Annotated in this window: 17 protein-coding genes; 5 read left to right on the top strand and 12 right to left on the bottom strand. The window is 37.4% G+C overall.

Features of this window, described 5'->3' with window-relative positions; genetic code table 11:
- Positions 1-514: 514 nt before the first annotated feature.
- From H1225_RS01990 to H1225_RS01950, 9 genes are all read right to left on the bottom strand, one after another.
- Positions 515-835: a helix-turn-helix domain-containing protein gene (locus H1225_RS01990; RefSeq protein ID WP_109399221.1), complete on the bottom strand. Its 321-nt coding sequence runs from the start codon at positions 833-835 to the stop codon at positions 515-517.
- 20 nt (positions 836-855) lie between these two features.
- Positions 856-1683, bottom strand: coding sequence for an MrpH family fimbial adhesin (locus tag H1225_RS01985; protein WP_161669320.1), 828 nt, complete (start codon positions 1681-1683; stop codon positions 856-858).
- Between the two features lie 21 nt (positions 1684-1704).
- The gene (locus H1225_RS01980) at positions 1705-2253 is read right to left on the bottom strand and encodes a fimbrial protein (RefSeq protein WP_006534892.1); all 549 of its coding nucleotides are present in this window, start codon (positions 2251-2253) and stop codon (positions 1705-1707) included.
- Positions 2254-2263: 10 nt separating this feature from the next.
- On the bottom strand, positions 2264-2749 hold the full coding sequence (locus tag H1225_RS01975) for a fimbrial protein (protein ID WP_072063565.1): 486 nt from the start codon (positions 2747-2749) through the stop codon (positions 2264-2266).
- A gap of 11 nt (positions 2750-2760) precedes the next feature.
- Positions 2761-3306, bottom strand: a complete 546-nt coding sequence (locus H1225_RS01970; protein WP_006534894.1) for a fimbrial protein — start codon at positions 3304-3306, stop codon at positions 2761-2763.
- 12 nt (positions 3307-3318) lie between these two features.
- Positions 3319-4077 (bottom strand): fimbria/pilus periplasmic chaperone, encoded by a 759-nt coding sequence (locus H1225_RS01965; protein WP_036911923.1) that lies wholly within the window; start codon positions 4075-4077, stop codon positions 3319-3321.
- A 55-nt stretch (positions 4078-4132) separates the two neighbouring features.
- Positions 4133-6748, bottom strand: a complete 2616-nt coding sequence (locus tag H1225_RS01960) for an outer membrane usher protein (RefSeq protein WP_109848532.1) — start codon at positions 6746-6748, stop codon at positions 4133-4135.
- Positions 6749-6769: 21 nt separating this feature from the next.
- Positions 6770-7330 (bottom strand): fimbrial protein, encoded by a 561-nt coding sequence (locus H1225_RS01955; protein ID WP_109399223.1) that lies wholly within the window; start codon positions 7328-7330, stop codon positions 6770-6772.
- 83 nt (positions 7331-7413) lie between these two features.
- On the bottom strand, positions 7414-7953 hold the full coding sequence (locus H1225_RS01950; RefSeq protein ID WP_100158737.1) for a fimbrial protein: 540 nt from the start codon (positions 7951-7953) through the stop codon (positions 7414-7416).
- Between the two features lie 678 nt (positions 7954-8631).
- On the opposite strand from H1225_RS01950, the gene mrpI reads away from it, so the two are divergent.
- Positions 8632-9186, top strand: coding sequence for a phase variation DNA invertase MrpI (mrpI, locus tag H1225_RS01945; RefSeq protein ID WP_239739408.1), 555 nt, complete (start codon positions 8632-8634; stop codon positions 9184-9186).
- Between the two features lie 438 nt (positions 9187-9624).
- Here the strand turns inward: mrpI and H1225_RS01940 are convergent, their stop codons facing one another.
- Both H1225_RS01940 and H1225_RS01935 read right to left on the bottom strand, forming a co-directional pair.
- Positions 9625-10848: an RtcB family protein gene (locus tag H1225_RS01940; RefSeq protein WP_239739406.1), complete on the bottom strand. Its 1224-nt coding sequence runs from the start codon at positions 10846-10848 to the stop codon at positions 9625-9627.
- A gap of 2 nt (positions 10849-10850) precedes the next feature.
- Positions 10851-11984: a slipin family protein gene (locus H1225_RS01935; protein ID WP_239739679.1), complete on the bottom strand. Its 1134-nt coding sequence runs from the start codon at positions 11982-11984 to the stop codon at positions 10851-10853.
- A 550-nt stretch (positions 11985-12534) separates the two neighbouring features.
- Here H1225_RS01935 and rtcR point away from each other — a divergent pair.
- Positions 12535-14124, top strand: coding sequence for an RNA repair transcriptional activator RtcR (rtcR, locus tag H1225_RS01930; protein ID WP_109847833.1), 1590 nt, complete (start codon positions 12535-12537; stop codon positions 14122-14124).
- Positions 14125-14133: 9 nt separating this feature from the next.
- Positions 14134-15051 carry a ribonuclease Z gene (gene rnz, locus H1225_RS01925; RefSeq protein ID WP_109847834.1) on the top strand — a complete coding sequence of 306 codons (918 nt, stop codon included), beginning with the start codon at positions 14134-14136 and terminating at the stop codon, positions 15049-15051.
- A gap of 85 nt (positions 15052-15136) precedes the next feature.
- Here rnz and H1225_RS01920 read toward each other — a convergent pair whose 3' ends face one another.
- Positions 15137-15811, bottom strand: a complete 675-nt coding sequence (locus H1225_RS01920; protein ID WP_239739404.1) for a DUF421 domain-containing protein — start codon at positions 15809-15811, stop codon at positions 15137-15139.
- Positions 15812-16081: 270 nt separating this feature from the next.
- On the opposite strand from H1225_RS01920, the gene H1225_RS01915 reads away from it, so the two are divergent.
- Entirely contained in the window at positions 16082-16651 is a 570-nt protein-coding gene (locus H1225_RS01915; protein WP_006534909.1) for a hypothetical protein, read from the top strand.
- A 365-nt stretch (positions 16652-17016) separates the two neighbouring features.
- The gene (gene betT, locus H1225_RS01910; RefSeq protein WP_072063574.1) at positions 17017-19023 is read left to right on the top strand and encodes a choline BCCT transporter BetT; all 2007 of its coding nucleotides are present in this window, start codon (positions 17017-17019) and stop codon (positions 19021-19023) included.
- Positions 19024-19083 lie beyond the last annotated feature (60 nt).

Genomic DNA, 19083 nt, shown 5'->3' with positions numbered 1-19083 from the left:
AACGGTCGTAATTACTATAAAAGAAAAAATAATGACGAATAAACAGTCAGATTAGGTTAAAACTTTAGATTATTTGTAACATTATGAAGTGATTTTGCAGTAGATATTAAACGTATTAATATACATAAAATGAAGAATTGCTGATCTAAAAAAGAGAATTAGAAACCGTAAAATAAATATTTAAAAGAATGTCACAGATATTTGAAAGATAAAATGTGATATTTACAATTCCATCATGCCTGTACACGCTGAGCTCTTTTCGTCCCCCATGGAACCCCTTTCTGATTTTTTGTTTGACTCTTGCAGTTGCCAGACCGCAAGATGTTTTAACAAATTAAAAAGGAGTTAATAGCTTATTCAAAGCTGAAAGCTTTACGGGATCCCCCAGCCTTGCAGGGGTTTTCTATGAACAAAAAAAGGGCAGGGATGTCCCTGCCTTACCAATTTGGTAATCAATCAAAGAATAAAAATACGCATTAAAACACCAAGTTTGAGTATCCTCTAGCGATATGCACTAGTATGAAAAAACATCAGGTGTTGCTTCAGCGATGATATTGCTACATTTATCAATGCGCGAATTTTCTGATGAGGATTTTGGTATAAAACAATCTTCAAAAAACCAATAAATAGGTGTATTAAGATAATTGGCTAATAAAACAAGATAACTTAAATCAATTTTATTCATGCCTCGCTCATATCGAGAGAATTGCTGTTGGCTTACACCAATTTTTTTAGCAATTTGCATACCGGTGTAACCTAATTCTTTACGCTTTTTCTGAATTCGTTTTCCAACTAACGCATTAACATTAATATCTGTAAAATCGTAATTCATCATATATTCACCTATTATCATGATTAAGGCATCGTTAAAATAATTGAGCCCGAACCAGAGAAATAGCCCGGTGCAACGCGACCATTCGTGTGTAAAATTGATTTAACCTCTACAGGTATGGTTCCATTTGCAGGAACATTAATTACTGTACCTTTTTCACCAGGATAATTATCAAGAAACAAATCGGCATAAAGGCTATTATCAGGTCGCAATGGTACTCGGCCACTGTCTGAGCCTGATGCAATAACCAGAACTTTCATAGCTAAATTACAAGTCACATTAATATTTTTAGCTCGTGTTGCATTTTCTAAACTCGCTTCGTCAATATCACCATAATTAAGGTTTACAGCTCCTTCTGTTATTTTGCATGCACCAACAGGTGGTGGCGCAATCCCACATAGTGATCCCGGTAATAAACGTCCATTTGGTGACCAGCCTCCTTCCTTAGATTCATAAAATAGCCCGACACATTCTTGATTTGAGGTAAGCGGATCACCAACATGCCGTGCCGTGCCTTGTATTGGAAAGCTTTCCATTCGCATTACCGCATCACGAACGCCAGCTAAATAAGGCTCTTTTTCAACACGGACAATGCTTCTTACCGCCGATCCTGGAGAACCATTAGCATCATGCTTATGGTTAATTGTTATCCAGCATTGACTCCAACCATAACAAGGATTTGGAGTGTAAGGATCTTCAGGATCCCAGCGTTGAATAACATAGGTATAGGTTGCATTTGCTGGTGTTCCTGTTGATTTGGTTATATAAGAAAAGATGGATGCCATCACAGGCGCTGAAAACAGCAAACCTATTGCAATACATAAAGCTGGAAGTCGCTTTAATATGGACATATAAAACCTCAACCCTAATAATTAGTCATAATTCAAATGGAATGTGGCAATCGCACTAAATGGGCCGCGTTTAATGGATTGGTTAGCAATCGCATCTGGCTCCCCTTGAATAAAGGCATAAAAATTTAAAATCGTGTCATCCGCATTTAATGACATTTTGTCTGTTTCTTTATTAACAGGTAGCGCATTTCCATTTTCAGATTCCAAACCAACAGCAATACCCGACGCTTGACTACTTGGGCTAATTGCTAAAAAACCTTGCCCTGCCATGGCTTGATTTTCATCACCTTTGAAGGTGATCTTGACACTTTTACCAATCGTTAAATCACATTCAGACAAGCGTATTTGAAACAACTTGCTTGGTGTTCTTTGATACGCATAAAGGTTTTTGTCCGGAATATTGCCAAAATCTAACTCAACAGTTTCGTCACCGGGTTTTATGGTGCAAGGCTCGTCAACTAATATGCCGTGAAAACGCATATTGTCCGGCGCTGAAAAAGCAGTTGATGTTAATCCCGTAAATGTAACTAGACCCAATATGAACGGGATCGATAATCTTTTAATATTCATCAATACGCTCCTATTGGTATTCAGCAAGTAGTGTTGCCGAAACTTCAAATGCACCTTCAGGCAAAGTGCTACCGGGTCTTTTAACGGGCACCGCTTGGATCACAGGTGGATTATCCGGTGATATCGCAATACGCTCGTTTAATTTAAAAGGCTTACCATCTTGCGTTAGATGAATACCTAGATCTGGAATATTGGTTTGTAGCGCAGCTTCATCAAACTGTGTTTTAGGGCCAATAATAGAAAGCCCTAAATCCCAACCTTTTAAATTTGGATCACAGACCAATCGATAATTCACTGATTCGGTATAGTTAATGCCATCTACTTTATGAATACCTACATTGTGCCCAAAATAGACATCAATCAGTTCGTTGTTACTAATGACACAAGGAGGCGGTACTAATAAAGTGCCATATAATTTCATATTAGGTGCGTCTGCACTCATGACAGAATAAGAATTCAGTAATGCAATCAGACATATGTACTTTAATTTATTCATCTTCTGACCTCTTACTGATAATCCACATGCAGTGTGCCACTTGCGACAAAATCACCACCCACTAAGACTTCATTCTGATCACGAACTGGAATTGCTTCTAATTCAGGTAAGTTGGGATAGGTAAAATTCACCGCCTTACCTAAATCTAATAAGTTTCCCTGATACAGAATGCGCACCCCCAACCCCGTAATATTTGTTTGTAGCGCATTTGAATCGAATCCAGTTGCGCCACCCGTAATATAAACTTTCATGGCATTGGTTGGCATTTTTTGGCAAGTTGCTGTGTAGTGGATAGGCTCTTTATAACGAACACCATCAATACGTGTACTCATCACCTCACCAAAATTAACTTCGATCATTTTGCCGTCATTAATTAAGCAAGGCGGTGGCGCAATGACATTCCCTGAAATATTGATATAAACGATTCCAGGAATAACATCTTTCACCGCTCTAGCGGGTAAATTCGCAACAGCAGTAAAACTTAGGCCTCCAGTAAACGTTGCCAAAATAAGAATCAACACTGCTTTGCTTAGGCTAAACCGCTGTTCCATTTTCATAAAATAGACCTATTAGTTTCCTGCTGATGTTTCTGTAACTTTGCATTCATTGCCATTACAAGTGAATTTCATCTGTGGACGTCCACCATAATCATTGATGTAACTGAGTACAGGTGATGCCCCAAACGCAGAAGCATGCAGATTTATCGTTCCTGTACTTTTAGGGGCAATCATGATCGGTTCAAAACCATCGAGGCTTTTTCCTTGTAACCCTGTTAACCCATCCACTAATGTCACGTAATAAGGTGTTGGGTTATTCACTTCATAGCGATCACCTTTCTTTATTAAGGTAATTTTTTCCTGCCAAGGATGGGTGAGATCCGTTTGTGTGGCATAAATCGATGCTGGGCGATAAAACAACTTAATTCGTGTTTGTAATGCAATTTGCAACACGTTGGGTTTATCACTACGAGGTGGAATTTCACGCAAGTTAAAATAGAAAACGCTTTCTCTATCTTGTGGTAATTTGGCAATATCGGGTAAGGACTGCACTTTTACTTGGCTTTTATCACCCGGCTCAATACGCTGAATAGGCGGTAAAACTAATAATGGACTGTCAATACGTTCTCCATTTTCATTTTCCATCCAGCCTTGAGCCAAATAAGGTAGCTCTTTATTTTGATTACTGACATTTAAGCTAATAGATTTATCAGCACCATTAAAAATGACACGCGTTCTATCTAAAGCAATCGCAGCAAGGGCTTGACTAGTAAAGACCATTCCAGTCAATAAAGTGGTTGTTACAATGAATAAGCGCTTTGATAACATCATCTTAAATTACTCTTTTTGTCTGAAATTATTTTTATCTTTCCCTTCTTTCCTAACCTTATTTCGTAATCAGTTGAGGTTTAGGTAAGGGCTCTGTTCTTTGATTAATTGTCGAAGGTGTTGATTCACCATCACTACAAGTCAGTAATAATGAAGACATAAATACCCCTTCAACTAATGTTGGTATACGGACTTTGCACTGATCTTGCCCATTCCAACGTACACTCAATACATCATCACTGTTAATCCCAGTCAGATAGACATTCCCTCCATCATTGACAATACCAAGCTCACGCCCTTTCTCGGTTGTGACACTGGCACCAAATGGCGGATAAGTTCCATCTTGTAAGCGAATGACAGCCATGGCTTTTTGTCCCGATATCACATCAAAGTGACGGTAGCCTATTGCGCCTTCTGTTAGGGTAAGTTGCTGAATTGAGCGTAATGCTTCAGCGTTATCAGGCATCTGATCAAGGTCGATGCTGGCACTACTACGGTAATAATCATTGATATCAGGCAGTACCGCTTTACCAAAGGCATTAGTACGAGTAATCGCGCCGATACTTTTCACTGGTACATCTGAAATACCATCGGTATCAACCAGTAAACGAGTACTACCAGTACGACTTGTACGGTGTAATGCACCACCTTTTGGTGTTAAGGTTGCCCCACCTTGTAGTGATAATGTGGCTGATGTGTATTCACCATTAATATGGCTCGCACTAGCAGTGACCAATGCAGCATCAGCGTAATGCATGATATAGGCATCTGCAGATGGTTTACCGTTACTGCTTAAACCAGCACCAACACGATAGCTACTATTGTCATCAATACGATCGTAATAACTGACATTATGTGAATTACCGTGTTTATTAATCACCGTGTTGTAGCTAATGGTTGCACGATCGCTCCAAGGCATGCTGACATTCATATAAACACCATTATCATTGGTGCCATTGAATTTATTGCGAAACGCCGACAGACTAAGATTGATATTTTTAAAGTTACCAATATCCATCGTTTTAGCTAATGACAAGTTATAGTTATCGTTATTAGGCTTATTCCAATAAGTCTGATGACTATAGTTTAAGTAAGCACTCAAACCCCATTCAGGGAACTGCTTACTAAACATAATGGTATAAAGCTCTTTATTGTTATCTTCTTCACCGTCACGATAACGGCGATCTAAATATTGATTCATACTCATAAAGTCACGTTCAGAGAATCGATAGCCTGCGAATGTCACTTGGCTATTTATTTGTTCAAAACGTTTTGAGTAACTTAAGCGATAAGAACCACCGTGATAACGCTTGTTATCATTTGGTATTTTGGCCCAAGAATGTGTCGCATCAAAAGAGATAGCCCCCAGCACCATTAGGTCACGACCAATACCTGCAGAAACCGAGTTATAATCGCCCGAGACTAATGAACCACCATAAAGTGACCAACCGTTACTGATCCCCCATGAGAATTCACCCATACCAAAAATAGGACCTTCCATATTACGGTCCATATCCGACGGTTTACCCGCAGATAATTTATATTGCACTCGGCCAGGACGTGTTAAATAAGGAATACTTGCTGTATCCATTTGGAATTCTTGAACAGATCCATCTTGCTCTTCAATACGTACATCTAATTTGCCACTCACTGCATCATTGATGTCTTGAATGCGAAACGGTCCTGGAGCAACCTGAGTTTCATAGATCACACGGCCTTGCTGACTAATCGTCACTTTCGCATTCGTTTTTGCCACACCCGTTACTTCAGGGGCATATCCTCTTAAGTTAGGTGGCAGCATATTGTCATCCGTAGACAAGTTAACCCCAGTAAAACGGAAGTTATCGAAAATATCAGAACGTGAGTAAGTCTCCCCCATCACTAGGCGAGCCCCTAATTGCGTGATTGCTCTATAAAGATAAAGCTGGTTCCATTTCCAACTATTTTCAGTGCTATCAGGAAGCCCCGTTGTATGCTGATAACTTGCTTGCCAATCGGCACGGAAACGCCAAACACCAAGGTTTGCTCCCACGGTTCCTAAGCCTGTAACTTGTTGGCGCTGTTTTCCATTAGCGGGATCGGTCACATTAGCATTAACGTTATAGTCAAACAGTACTCCTGAGATACCATGATCCCACCGAGAAGGTGGATCCCAGTTTGGTGCCGAATATTCAAGATACGCTTGAGGGATCGTAAGAATAAGATTGCCATTTCCCAGACTTGCATTTACCGTCATTCCGGGAATAGAAGAGATATCAAGACAACTTCCATTATCTTGATATTTAACTTTTTCAGCCCATTCAGGTTTGAGCCCTATTTGATGAATCAATTCTGGCGGTAAGCAAGCCTCACTGCCTTTGGGATCATTGGCTGGTACAACATAGTTAATGTTGTAAAGTTCAGGAAGTTCATTATTATTTACGCGAACAACAAATTCATATCGGCCGGGCATAATATAGCCAGCACGAGAGAAATCTGATAAGTCGATATTTTGCTTATCTTTTAGATCCAAAATATCGGCATTAAATTCAATATCACTATTTGCTAAAGCTGAACTTGAAATACCGGAAATGCCAGTAATAATTAAATAGATCAGTACAGCAACAGGCCGAATAGTATGTTGTTTTTTCTTTTTTTCCGTCCCTAAACCAACGGTTTTGAATGTTCTAACCATAAGTTATCCAACCCGATCCATTTAATAATATTCCAGCTTAAATCGCAGCGTTGTTCTGTAATTTCCAGCTTTTGGTATTTCGTTATTTTTGACTATTCGCGCTTGGTAAAGTAACGCCATTGATTTGGAATCAATACCAACAGGAGGTAATGGCTTACCTGGAATTGCTCTCCTACCATAACGATCAGCTATCGCTAATGACGCACCTTTTGCTTCACCAAAAAGTGCAAAATTACCATTCTCGCTAGAGGGACCTTCAAACGTTGCAATAAAACGAGGGTTGTCCGCTTCCTGACCTTTTTGTTCAATTAGCGTACATTCCGTTAATCTGATAGAAAAATACTCAATAGGTCCTTGCCCTTCAGTTACTAGCATTGGAATAGAAACGATTGTCAGTGGAATAACTTGTTCACCACTTCCTGCTGCAATCGTGCAAGATGGTTCTAAGATCGAGCCTGAAAGATTAAGTACCCCAAATCGCTGATGCATGTTTTTATCTTGTTTTACATCACTCGCTACTGCTGTTGTCATCAGTAAGCTGGCAATAAGGCTTAGCCATAGTGGTGTCATCTTGCGATTCATATTTTTCTCCGTAAGAAAAAAATCGTTAAAAATAGACACAGGAAATAAAGCTCTGTACATCCTTGTACAGAACTTATTTTTTCTTACTGATAAGTCAGTGCGAAAGTTGCGATTGCAGTGAAGTCACCAGGAACAGCGGCTGCAGCAGAAGAACCTTGTAAGTAAGCAGCAAAGTTCAGATCGTTATTACCGTCACGTAAGTTTTGAGCAGCAGTTGCTTCACCTAATTTGATTTGTTTACCACCTGCATCGGTGATAACAACAGCAGCATTTTTAGCGATACCTTCAATACCTAAAGAACCCGCTAAGATGCTTGCATCTTCTGAACCCGTGAAGGTGGTTTTAACTGTTTTATAAGTTTCAGTTGTGCAATTCTCTAAAGTAATTTTAAAATCACGAGAATTACTACGGCCACCATCTTTTAATGCAGCTGTAGAAACTTGACCTAATGGAACAGTTTGATTTTCTGAATCAGGATGAATAGAACAAGGAGCATCAATAATTGAACCAACAAATTTAACTGTACCATGACCTTGATCTTTTACTGGATCAGCAGCAAATGCAGAACCTGCAGCAACAGATAAACCTAAGCCAAGAACTAACGCTAATTTATTTAATTTCATCTTTTTGTTTCCTAAAATATAAAGGATGAAGACATTAAAAATAATAAATTCATTAGGATTGAATTATTCCTAATTGAATGACTCATTTATTGAGTTTTTGAATTTTGGTATATTGGTGCCTGTCCTAAACGCAATTAAATATCGTTAGAAACAAAACAAAATACACCAAATTGTTTACTATTATTCTCTGGCTTCGCACTTAAGTCAAATTTAATATTAACTATATATCTTACTTTAATTAACATATTGATATTTATCATTATTTTAAAAAACAAACATGATTGGTTACTTTGTTTTAAATCCTGAAATAAATTTTTTTACTTTTTTCACAAATTATAGTATTTGCACTTAGAATTATAAACTCTTTTTTTTATGTTTAAAGAGAAATCATCTAAATAAGTTTGGTTTCGAGATGAAAATTTTTAACAAAACAATTTGGTGTATTCTGTTTATTTCTCTAAAGATGTCTGAATTCCTCTCTTTATTTATTTTTCACTTTTTCAATCAATAGCTTTTATTTTTCAAAAATTAATAATCTTTCGATAAACTTGTTTAAAATGAACAAGTAAAAGTGAAAGCATAAAAAAAATATAATCCTTTATTGATGCATATTACTTGTTATAGTTATGCAACAATTGACTTTTGTTCCTTGTTATCTCATTGAAAAGGTTATGAAAAATGAAGCAACGCAAGTTTCTTACACGTTTTGAGATCAATTCTATTTTGAAACAAGCAAAGGAAGGACGGTATCCAGAAAGAGATTACTGCATGTTTTTAATGTGTTTTTTACATGGATTTCGCGTTAGTGAGTTATGTAAGTTAACCCTCAGCGATATTGATTTGGAAAGTAGGATACTCTATGTCAGACGTTTGAAAGGAGGGCTATCTACAACACAACCAATTATAGAAGATGAGTATGAAGCGTTAGTTAACTGGTTGAAAAAACGGGAAACATGGAGAGAAGCTGATTCTGAATGGGTGTTTTTATCTCAAAAAACAGGCCCAATTTCGCGTCAACAAGTTTATGGATTACTTCGCCGTTTAGGTAAAAAAGCTAATGTATCTATTATTCCTCACCCTCATATGCTACGCCATGCGTGTGGCTATGCCTTAGCTGATTTGGGGCGAGATACACGTCTAATTCAAGATTATTTAGGACATCGTAATATTTCACATACTGTTATCTATACTGCAAGTAATTCAAAACGTTTTTTCACATTTGGGATGCAATAAATTAACAATTACTTTTTTATTAATATATACAATGAGGATTAATACTCTAAATAGAATAAGCTATATTTTTTCAATAAGAATAAAGTTAATTTTTATATAATTAATAAAATTAGGAATTGTTTTATACTAAAATAAATAACTGCGATTGTAGATATTAATAGGTTATTAATAATTACTTTTCAATTATGAAATGACTTAATATAGGTATTCTTTTTTTGATTATCTTTATTGGTTAGTAATAAGTTTGATATTAGTAATTATTTATTAATAATACTAAACATTTATCGTTCAAATTTTGAGCGAGAAATAATGACTTAATTTAAAGGTAACTTTAATTCTTTAACTTATATTCATTTGCATACCATACACACGCTTTCATATCTCACTATCCCCAGCGTTATCGTTAGGGGATAGTTATGAATTACCTTAAAAACACCATTATCCTTTTACACAAACAACCTGTCGTAGTGTATGAACTATCTCAACAAGTGATAACTGCGCCTTCATAACCGCATCAATATCCTTATAAGCCATGGGAATTTCATCAATCACATCTTTATCTTTTCGACATTCCACATGTGCAGTTGCTCTAATTTGGTCTTCAACACTAAAGGTTTTTTTCGCTGCTGTTCGACTCATTACGCGTCCTGCACCATGACTACATGAACAGAAACTTTCAGCATTTCCTTTTCCTCTCACAATAAAACTTTTAGCGCCCATTGAGCCAGGGATTATTCCCATTTCACCTTTTTGAGCCGAAACAGCGCCTTTTCGAGTCACCAGCACTTCTTCACCAAAGTGCATTTCCTTTTGCACATAATTATGGTGGCAATTTACCGCCTGTTGTTGTGTTGTAAAAGGCTTAGCTATTTGTGTTGATAATGCCGCCAACACGTGTTCCATCATAATTTCACGGTTATGTCGGGCAAAATCCTGTGCCCATTCTACGGCTTCTATATAGTCATCATAGAAAAGTGTCCCTTCTCTTAAATATGCTAAGTTTCTATCTGGCAAGTTAGCGATATGTTCCCTCATATCTTCTTGTGCCATTTGTATAAATAGCGTACCGATAGCATTACCGACGCCACGAGAGCCACTATGTAACATGACCCAAACATTATCTGATTCATCAAGGCACAACTCGATAAAGTGATTCCCTGTTCCTAATGTTCCAAGATGACGATAGTTATTTGTATTTCGCAAGCGTGGGTACTTATCAGTTAACACCTTAAAACGCCCTTCAAGTTGTTGCCAATGCTGATCAACAAGTTTAGGCGGGTTCTTCCATGAACCACGATCGTTCCCTGATTGATAACTTGTTCTTCCATGAGGTACTGCTCTTTCTATTGCCGTTCTTATGGCAAATAAATTATCAGGCAGATCATTTGCGTGTAATGATGTTTTCACCGCTATCATTCCACAACCGATATCCACACCAACAGCTGCCGGAATAATCGCACCTTTGGTTGGGATAACACTGCCTATTGTTGAACCTTTGCCTAAGTGAACATCAGGCATGACCGCCATATGTTTAAAAATAAAAGGCATCTTAGCGGTATTGATAAGCTGCTTTAGAGCATCAGCCTCAACAGGCACACCATTTGTCCACATTTTAATTTCAGCAGTCCCTGCTTCTTTTACTATTTGGTGATCCAATATCATGCTTATGCTCCTTTAATTTGTACTAACCCGTTTAATACTTGGTCTAAACCGCCATAAACGGAAATCTTATCAATACGTTCTGCAATACGTTCTACGGTTTCTAGCTCTTTTAACCGTAAGGCTACAGGATTGTTTTCCATCACTTTTGCCGTATTTAATAGAGAACGCGTTGCGGATGTTTCTTCTCTTCGACGAATAACATTAGCCTGAGCTGATTTTTCTGCCTCAACCACTTGCGCTAAAATCGTTTTCATTTCACCCGGTAAAACAATATCTTTTATCCCTAATGAAGCCACTTCAATACCATATCCTTGAGTAACTTCACTGATTTTTTCACTGACTAAACTATCTATCAGGCTTTTATTTTCTAATAATTCATCCAGCGTTCTTGTTCCTACTGCTTCGCGTAAAGCAAATTGCAACTCTTTATATAAAAACTCCAATGGTGAAGCCAATTGTTGATATGCTAAAAGTACGTCGCTATAACGCCAGTTAGCCGATAAATTAATACGCAGTGTCACTTTGTCTTTTGTTAGGATCTCCTGTCCACTCACATCCAGTGTTTGTAAACGCATATCGACTACTTCAACATCCACTTTATGCTGATAACGCCAATAGCCTTTTAATCCCGGTGGCAATAACGCTTGTGTTTCCCCATTGATCCGAATAACACCATTATGCCAAGCAGGAATATCCACATTGAGGATCCCTTCACTTCCTTTTATGACTTGATTTCGTAATTTAGGATGCTGGAGTTTTTTCATCAACATTGAAGATACTTCAAGTTCATCGATAGATACTATTTCTAGAGAACGGTCGGCATAACGCCAATATAAACGTCGTGTTCCTGGTGCTAAGATCTCTTTTAAAGAGCCGTTTTCATATAAAAGGCCAATCTCTTCATCCGATAACACAATATCAAAACCATACTCAGCTACCCATTTAGGATAGTATTGACGTAAAAATTCGGCTTTCTCGCTTTCTAATGCCCCCCCATTTAAAGGGAAGAGATCTACACTGAGCTGACGCCAAAAATCAAAAAACTTATGTTCACCTGCTGTTAGCACATCAATGTACTCATCTTTTTTCTTTAAAAGTGCTAACTGCCCCTGTTTTACCACTATTGTTGTTTTTATCATTTTTCGTTCCTTCTTCTTTTATTCTTCTTTATATAGTGCAATTTATCGTGACTTACTTTTCCACGGGCAAGCTTTGCGAAACTGAAAGGAAAACAAGAGAGGAACGATACTTTGTTTGTCTCTTCTTCTGCTATCAATCCAGCTCAGTTGCTGGTGGATAAGTAAGGTGACGGTGCAGCTGTCACAACGATTTTTTTATTTAATTTTACATTTGGATTTGTAATGGTTTTGGTGTCAGGAATCGAACCTGAAAATAACCCTCTTCACCTACAGAGTCTCGATGTGGAGGAACACATTTAGATAACACGACAGAGTGTTCTTTATGTGCCTACCAGATTTAAAATCTGCTCAAGACAGTAATAACATTGCCAATATCGTGCCAAGTTTTAAAAAAACACCAAAAATATTTTTAATTCATTGTTTTTATTAATTAAATTATTTTTAGTGTTATTTTTAAATATTTACCCATTAAATTAAAAACAACAGAACCCTATCTTTTTATCTATATATTTATAAAAATAGATAAAAAATAAGTAGGGATAACTTAATGAAACGCAAAGTAGTGATTGGTGTTTTAGGCACAACATTAGATAAAAGAGGTAAAAGCCATAAAAGGTGGAATTCATGGCGCCCAACTATTTCCATTTGTCATCAAAAGGATTTTCCTGTTAGCCGATTAGTGATGATCCACCAGCCTAATGATTCAATGTTAGCGTCAAAAATCACTGAAGATATTCATACCATTTCACCTGATACTGAGGTGTGGCCTTATGAAATTGATATTTGTGATCCGTGGGATCTTGAAGAGGTTTACAGCCATTTCCTTGATTTTGCCGTGAATTATCCATTTGATACTGAAAATGAAGAATATTATGTGCATATCACAACGGGAACACATATTGCTCAAATTTGTTGGTTTCTACTGACAGAAGCACACTACTTGCCAGCAAAACTATTACAAACCTCACCCACATCTAAAATAGAAAATAAAGACGGTGTGAAAACCATACAGTCAGCTACGGGCAGTTATGCCATTATTGACCTTGATTTAAGTCGTTATACAAAATTAACGAGCCGGTTTGAGCACTACCATAATGAGTCACTCTCTTTTTTAAAATCGGGGATTGCCACACGTAATGAACGCTTCAATACTTTAATTGCTCAGATTGAACGAGTCGCATTGCGCTCTTTTGCTCCTATTCTATTAACTGGTCCCACTGGTGCTGGAAAATCATTTCTTGCTCAACGTATTTATGAATTACGACAATCACGCCATTTTGTAAAAGGGCGTTTTATCGCTGTTAACTGCGCCACTTTGCGAGGAGACAATGCGATGTCCACTTTATTTGGACATGTAAAAGGTGCATTTACAGGGGCATTACAAGCCAGACATGGCTTATTAAGAGAAGCAGATAAAGGGATTTTATTTCTTGATGAAATTGCAGAATTAGGACTTGATGAGCAAGCGATGCTACTTAAAGCAATAGAAGAAAAATCTTTTTATCCTTATGGTTCAGATACTGAGGTACAAAGTGATTTTCAGCTAATCGCAGGAACACATCGTGATATGGACAAGCAAATTGCAAAAGGACTTTTTCGTGAAGATCTCTATGCAAGGATCAACTTATGGTCTTTTTCACTACCTGGTCTAGCCGATCGTAAAGAGGATATTGAGCCTAATATCGATTATGAATTGCATCACTTTACAAAACGCCATCAAAAGGTAATCCGTTTTAACTCTGATGCGAAATCTCACTATATTCGGTTTGCCACATCTGAACAGGCATTATGGCGTGGTAATTTTCGTGAACTTAGTGCTAGTATAACGCGAATGGCAACACTTGCCGAAAATGGTCGTATTACTCTAGCACTTGTTGAGGAAGAAATTAGCCGTTTAAGACAAAATTGGGGAATAACTTCTTCTTTATTAAAAGATCAGGATATCGATCTTTTCGATCTCAGCCAACTGAATACGGTTATCAAAACTTGCCAGCAATCATCAACTCTCTCAGAAGCCGGTAGAAAACTTTTCGCAGTATCAAGACAAAATAAAAAACAGCCCAACGATGCCGATCGCCTACGCAAATACCTTGCGAAATTTGATTTAAGCTGGGAACAAATTCAACATGGAGAATAATATTTCATTATGGAGCTCATTTTTTTAGGCACTAATGCTGGTGTTCCGTCTAAGGATCGGAATGTCACAAGCATGGTGCTTGATTTACAAAATAAACAAAAAAGTATGTGGATGTTCGATTGTGGTGAAGCGACACAACATCAGATACTGCATACCCGCGTGAAACTACCGCGTTTAAATAAAATTTTTATTACCCATTTGCATGGCGATCATATTTTTGGTTTACCAGGATTACTTTGTAGTCGCTCAATGGGGGGAACAGAAACACTTTTAACAGTGTATGGCCCTACGGGTATAAAAGCTTTTATAGAAACAGCGCTGACATTAAGTCAATCCTATTTAACTTACCCTATTAATATTATTGAGATTGACGAAGCTGGTTTTCTGTTTGAAGAAGAAGGAATGAAAGTCAGTTGTGAAGCGCTTTCTCATCCAGTACCTTGTTTTGGCTATCGCTTAGAAGAAGAAAATAGCCCCGGTAAACTCGATGCTCAGAAGCTAAAAGCTGAAAATATTCCGACCGGCCCTTGGTTACAAGAGTTAAAACAAGGCAAAACTATTACGTTGCCCGATGGCAGAGTCATTGATGGCCAAGAGTATATCGGCCCTGAAATAAAAGGACGCTGTATTGCTATTTTTGGTGATACACAACCCACTCCGGATGCATTAAAACTAGCAAATAATGCAGATGTTATTGTGCATGAAGCAACGTTTAAGCATGAAATGGCAGAACAAGCCAATAGCCGCGGGCATTCAACTACAGTACAAGCTGCAACATTAGCAAAAGACGCTAATGTCAAAAAGTTGATTATTACCCATCTTAGTAGCCGCTATTTACCCGAAGAGTGCGTTGAGTTACTCAATGAATGCCAACACGTTTTTAGCCATACTGAAATTGCGTCTGATTTTGCCGTGTTTAAGTTATAGTTCTACGACTAGAAAGTAACAATAGCGACATTATGTCGCCATTGTTACTCTACAGCATTCACCTAATCATCGATTTGTATTTTAATTAATTATTCTTCAGTGGTGCGGTACGTTTTATCTTGCCATCTTGCAAAATAAAATTCACTTTCCCATCCCAAAATTCAGCTAAAAAAACATCTTCAGGCTTATCAATATGCTGGTTTTTCATTTCTTCTTGTAACCATGCTTCATCTTTTTCTATTTGTACTAATTCTGAAGTACGGATAACGCCATCTTTCATCACAATCAAGGATGGCATTTTAGCACCGTCACACACTACCGTAATTTGTCCATCAGGTTCAATTTGCGCATAATTGACCTCTTGAAACGAATGAATACCTTGAGCATGAAGACGAGACGTTATGTTTAAAATATCTATTTTATTCTTTTTCTCCATGATGTTTTCCATTATAAACTCGCCGTTCTTTATAATAGGAATAGGATTGCCAATCGTCACCGCACGGAAAAAGTTGAATCGCTTACTAATATAATTAAGCAAAGAGATAAAACAGACACCAATTAAAAAGACGATAATATATTGATAAAGAGGGATTGCATCAGTATAAATTACCCCTCCCATAATGCCACCAAGGACAAAATTGCCAATAAAATCAATAGGTGTTAATTGAGAGAGTTGTGTTTTACCCGATAAATTCATATGGGCTAATATGATAGTAAAACCAATAATAAATTTGATAATAACCAGAAAGTAATATTCCATTTTTGTCTCACATTTCCAATAACTTCTTCACTTATTATAAAGCAGAAAATCTCACCTAGATAAAAATCTAAATTATTTTTGATGATATTTGACTAAGAAAAAACACTTAATATACTTAGGTTTGTTGATTTTAAGACTCATACTATACTTATTAGGATAGCTTATCCGTAATATCTTATTCGGATTCAGAACTCAATAGCTTCTCGCCTTTTCTAGTTCTTACGCGGGATTTCACTGAATTGTTTTTAAACTCACATTTTGGAGAAAAAAATGAATAAAAAACTACTTACTTCATTGGTTCTAGCGGGTCTTGTCACTATTACAGCAGGTTGTGATGATTCATCTAAGAAAGTCGATGATAGCATTGATAAAGCAAAAGAAACCGCTACTCAAGTCACTGAAACAGCGCAAGATAAAGCCAATGAATTGACTGAACAAGCCAAAGATAAAGCTGCCGACTTGAAAGAAAATGCATCAGCAAAATCAGATGAATTGACACAACAAGCTCAAGAGCTAAAAGATAAAGCTGAACAAAAAGCCGCTGAGTTAAAAGATGCGAGTGCTAACAAAGCTGAAGAAATAAAGCAAAGCCTAGAAGCTGAAAGTAATAAATTATCTGAAAAAGCCGCAGAGCTAAAACAAGATGCAAGCAAAGCAGCAGATAACCTGATGCAAGAAACAGATAAAAAGATTGATCAACTGAAAGGTGACGCGTCAAAAACCAGCGATGATGTAAAACAACAAGCTCAAGAGACTGAAAATAAAGCAATTGATAAAGCGGATCAATTAACTGATCAAGCCAAACAAAAAATTGATGATTTAAAAACTGAAAACAAATAATCCGATTTCAGTTTTTTTGATGAATTGAGAGCCAGTGAACTTTCACTGGCTTTTTTTGTATAAAAAAAAGCCAAGGGTTGATCGTTTAAGCAAAAAATGTAACCATGTTCTCCTTTTTTCAACAGGAGAAACCTATTAAAGAGCGAAAGCATCTAGAATATAAAGTTATTAATAAATTGATTTAATTGTACTTTTCTTCATCTTGCGGAAAAAATAATTTACTTCCGTTCTTTTATAAAACATTTATCCAATTTTGTGTTTTATTCAAATTTTCTTATGAACTTTTCTTTTCTGGTAATACAAGCAATCAGATAATGGGTAGCGAAAAGTCTCTTTCTAAGAAAATAACTATAAATAGGTTAACTATGAGTCAACAAAACGATATAACCCCTCAAAAAAAAGTTAGGATGAAAATTAATCCTCCCGTTTTTTATACATCAGCGTTGTTAATTTTACTGGTCGTTGGTTTCTCTGCGTTATTTCCTGAGTTAGCTAATGATAAATTAGGTCATCTTCAGGAAAATCTCTTCAGAAACGCGAGCTGGTTCTACATTCTAGCCGTTGCATTGGTTTTGCTGAGTGTGACTTATTTAGGGCTTTCCCGCTTTGGTGAAATCAAGTTAGGGCCTGATCATGCTCGCCCTCACTTTAGTTACTTTGCTTGGTTTGCCATGCTCTTTTCAGCAGGTATGGGGATCGGCTTAATGTTCTTTGGTGTTGCCGAACCTGTTATGCATTACCTAATGCCTCCGACTGGCGAAGCTCAAACCGTAGAAGCCGCGAAAGAAGCGATGCGATTAACCTTTTTCCACTGGGGATTACATGCATGGGCAATTTACGCCATTGTCGCATTGATCTTAGCTTTCTTCTCTTATCGCCATGGTTTACCGTTAACACTACGCTCTGCACTTTATCCAATTATTGGTGATCGCATATATGGCCCAATTGGTCATGCTGTTGATATTTTCGCTGTGATGGGAACCGTATTTGGTGTCGCAACCTCCCTTGGCTTTGGTGTTCTGCAAGTTAATGCGGGTTTAAATCACCTCTTTAATGTACCAATTAATCCAACCATTCAAGTAATATTGATTGTAGTGATAACAGGGCTTGCAACCATTTCTGTTGTATCTGGGTTAGAGAAAGGGATCCGCTTTTTATCTGAACTTAACTTAGGATTGGCGGTTATTCTTCTTTTATTAGTCATTACTCTCGGCCCAACCGTATTGATATTAAAATCATTTGTTGAAAATACGGGGGGATATCTATCCGAAATTGTCAGTAAAACCTTTAATCTTTACGCATATGAACCCAAATCGAGTGATTGGTTAGGGGGATGGACACTGCTTTATTGGGGTTGGTGGTTATCATGGTCTCCATTTGTAGGGATGTTTATTGCCCGCATTTCTCGAGGCCGTACTATTCGTGAGTTTGTTGTCGGTGTCCTGTTTGTTCCTGCTGGCTTCACTTTACTTTGGATGACCGTTTTTGGTAACACTGCGATCCATTTAATCAAAGATAAAGGTGCAGAAGTCCTCGCCAATATCGTACAACAAGATGTGTCATTGGCTTTATTTGAGTTCTTAAATTATTTCCCATTCTCGTCTGTTTTATCCTTCGTTGCGATGTTGATGGTAATCGTCTTCTTTGTGACTTCAGCAGACTCAGGCGCTATGGTTGTTGATACTTTAGCTTCTGGCGGTGATAGCGAAACGCCAGTATGGCAACGTATTTTCTGGGCTGCCTTAATGGGTATCTCTGCAATTACTTTATTATTAGCGGGTGGTTTGACTGCACTACAAACAGTAACTATTGCAAGTGCACTCCCCTTCTCAATAGTATTGCTTGCTTCTATTTATGGACTGATAAAAGCATTGCGAGTGGATGTATATAAACGTGATAGTCAACAGTTAACTACGATTGCACCACCAGCCAGTCGTAATCCAATCCCTTGGCAACGTCGTTTAAGAAATATTGCCTATTTTCCTAAACGCTCTCATGTAAAACGTTTTATGGATGAAGTCATTCAACCCTCAATGGAAATGGTCTCTGCTGAGTTAAGTAAACAAGCAACACAATGCTATATCCATAACGAAGAAGATGATCGCATTGGCTTCGAAGTCGATTTAGGCGATGACATGAATTTCTTCTATGAAGTTCGCCTGCGTTTTTATACTCAACCGGCCTTTGCTTTAGCAGGATTAAGTGATGAAGAAAGAGACGAAGAGCATAAATATTATCGTGCTGAAATTCATTTAAAAGAAGGTGGGCAAGATTATGATGTAATGGGTTGGACGAAAGAACAAATCATTCACGATATTCTTGATCAGTATGAAAAACACATTCACTTCTTGCATGTATTAGGTAAGCAATAATTTTATCTGCATGACAGCAACAAAAAGGAGATGCTATGACATCTCCTTTTTTCTTATCAA

Origin of the sequence: Proteus penneri, assembly GCF_022369495.1 — a bacterium.
Taxonomy (GTDB): Bacteria; Pseudomonadota; Gammaproteobacteria; order Enterobacterales; family Enterobacteriaceae; genus Proteus; species Proteus penneri.
Note: the sequence above shows the minus strand (reverse complement) of the source record. Positions and strands in the feature narration are given on the sequence as shown.

Bases quoted from the DNA above. Each gene is read 5' to 3' on its own strand.
- H1225_RS01955 (WP_109399223.1), bottom strand. From the start codon at position 7,330: ATGAATCGCAAGATGACACCACTATGGCTAAGCCTTATTGCCAGCTTA.
- betT (WP_072063574.1), top strand. From the start codon at position 17,017: ATGAGTCAACAAAACGATATAACCCCTCAAAAAAAAGTTAGGATGAAA.
- H1225_RS01950 (WP_100158737.1), bottom strand. From the start codon at position 7,953: ATGAAATTAAATAAATTAGCGTTAGTTCTTGGCTTAGGTTTATCTGTT.
- H1225_RS01960 (WP_109848532.1), bottom strand. From the start codon at position 6,748: ATGGTTAGAACATTCAAAACCGTTGGTTTAGGGACGGAAAAAAAGAAA.
- rnz (WP_109847834.1), top strand. From the start codon at position 14,134: ATGGAGCTCATTTTTTTAGGCACTAATGCTGGTGTTCCGTCTAAGGAT.
- H1225_RS01920 (WP_239739404.1), bottom strand. From the start codon at position 15,811: ATGGAATATTACTTTCTGGTTATTATCAAATTTATTATTGGTTTTACT.
- rtcR (WP_109847833.1), top strand. From the start codon at position 12,535: ATGAAACGCAAAGTAGTGATTGGTGTTTTAGGCACAACATTAGATAAA.
- H1225_RS01940 (WP_239739406.1), bottom strand. From the start codon at position 10,848: ATGATATTGGATCACCAAATAGTAAAAGAAGCAGGGACTGCTGAAATT.
- H1225_RS01965 (WP_036911923.1), bottom strand. From the start codon at position 4,077: ATGATGTTATCAAAGCGCTTATTCATTGTAACAACCACTTTATTGACT.
- H1225_RS01990 (WP_109399221.1), bottom strand. From the start codon at position 835: ATGATGAATTACGATTTTACAGATATTAATGTTAATGCGTTAGTTGGA.
- H1225_RS01980 (WP_006534892.1), bottom strand. From the start codon at position 2,253: ATGAATATTAAAAGATTATCGATCCCGTTCATATTGGGTCTAGTTACA.
- H1225_RS01975 (WP_072063565.1), bottom strand. From the start codon at position 2,749: ATGAATAAATTAAAGTACATATGTCTGATTGCATTACTGAATTCTTAT.
- H1225_RS01915 (WP_006534909.1), top strand. From the start codon at position 16,082: ATGAATAAAAAACTACTTACTTCATTGGTTCTAGCGGGTCTTGTCACT.
- H1225_RS01970 (WP_006534894.1), bottom strand. From the start codon at position 3,306: ATGAAAATGGAACAGCGGTTTAGCCTAAGCAAAGCAGTGTTGATTCTT.
- H1225_RS01985 (WP_161669320.1), bottom strand. From the start codon at position 1,683: ATGTCCATATTAAAGCGACTTCCAGCTTTATGTATTGCAATAGGTTTG.
- mrpI (WP_239739408.1), top strand. From the start codon at position 8,632: ATGAAGCAACGCAAGTTTCTTACACGTTTTGAGATCAATTCTATTTTG.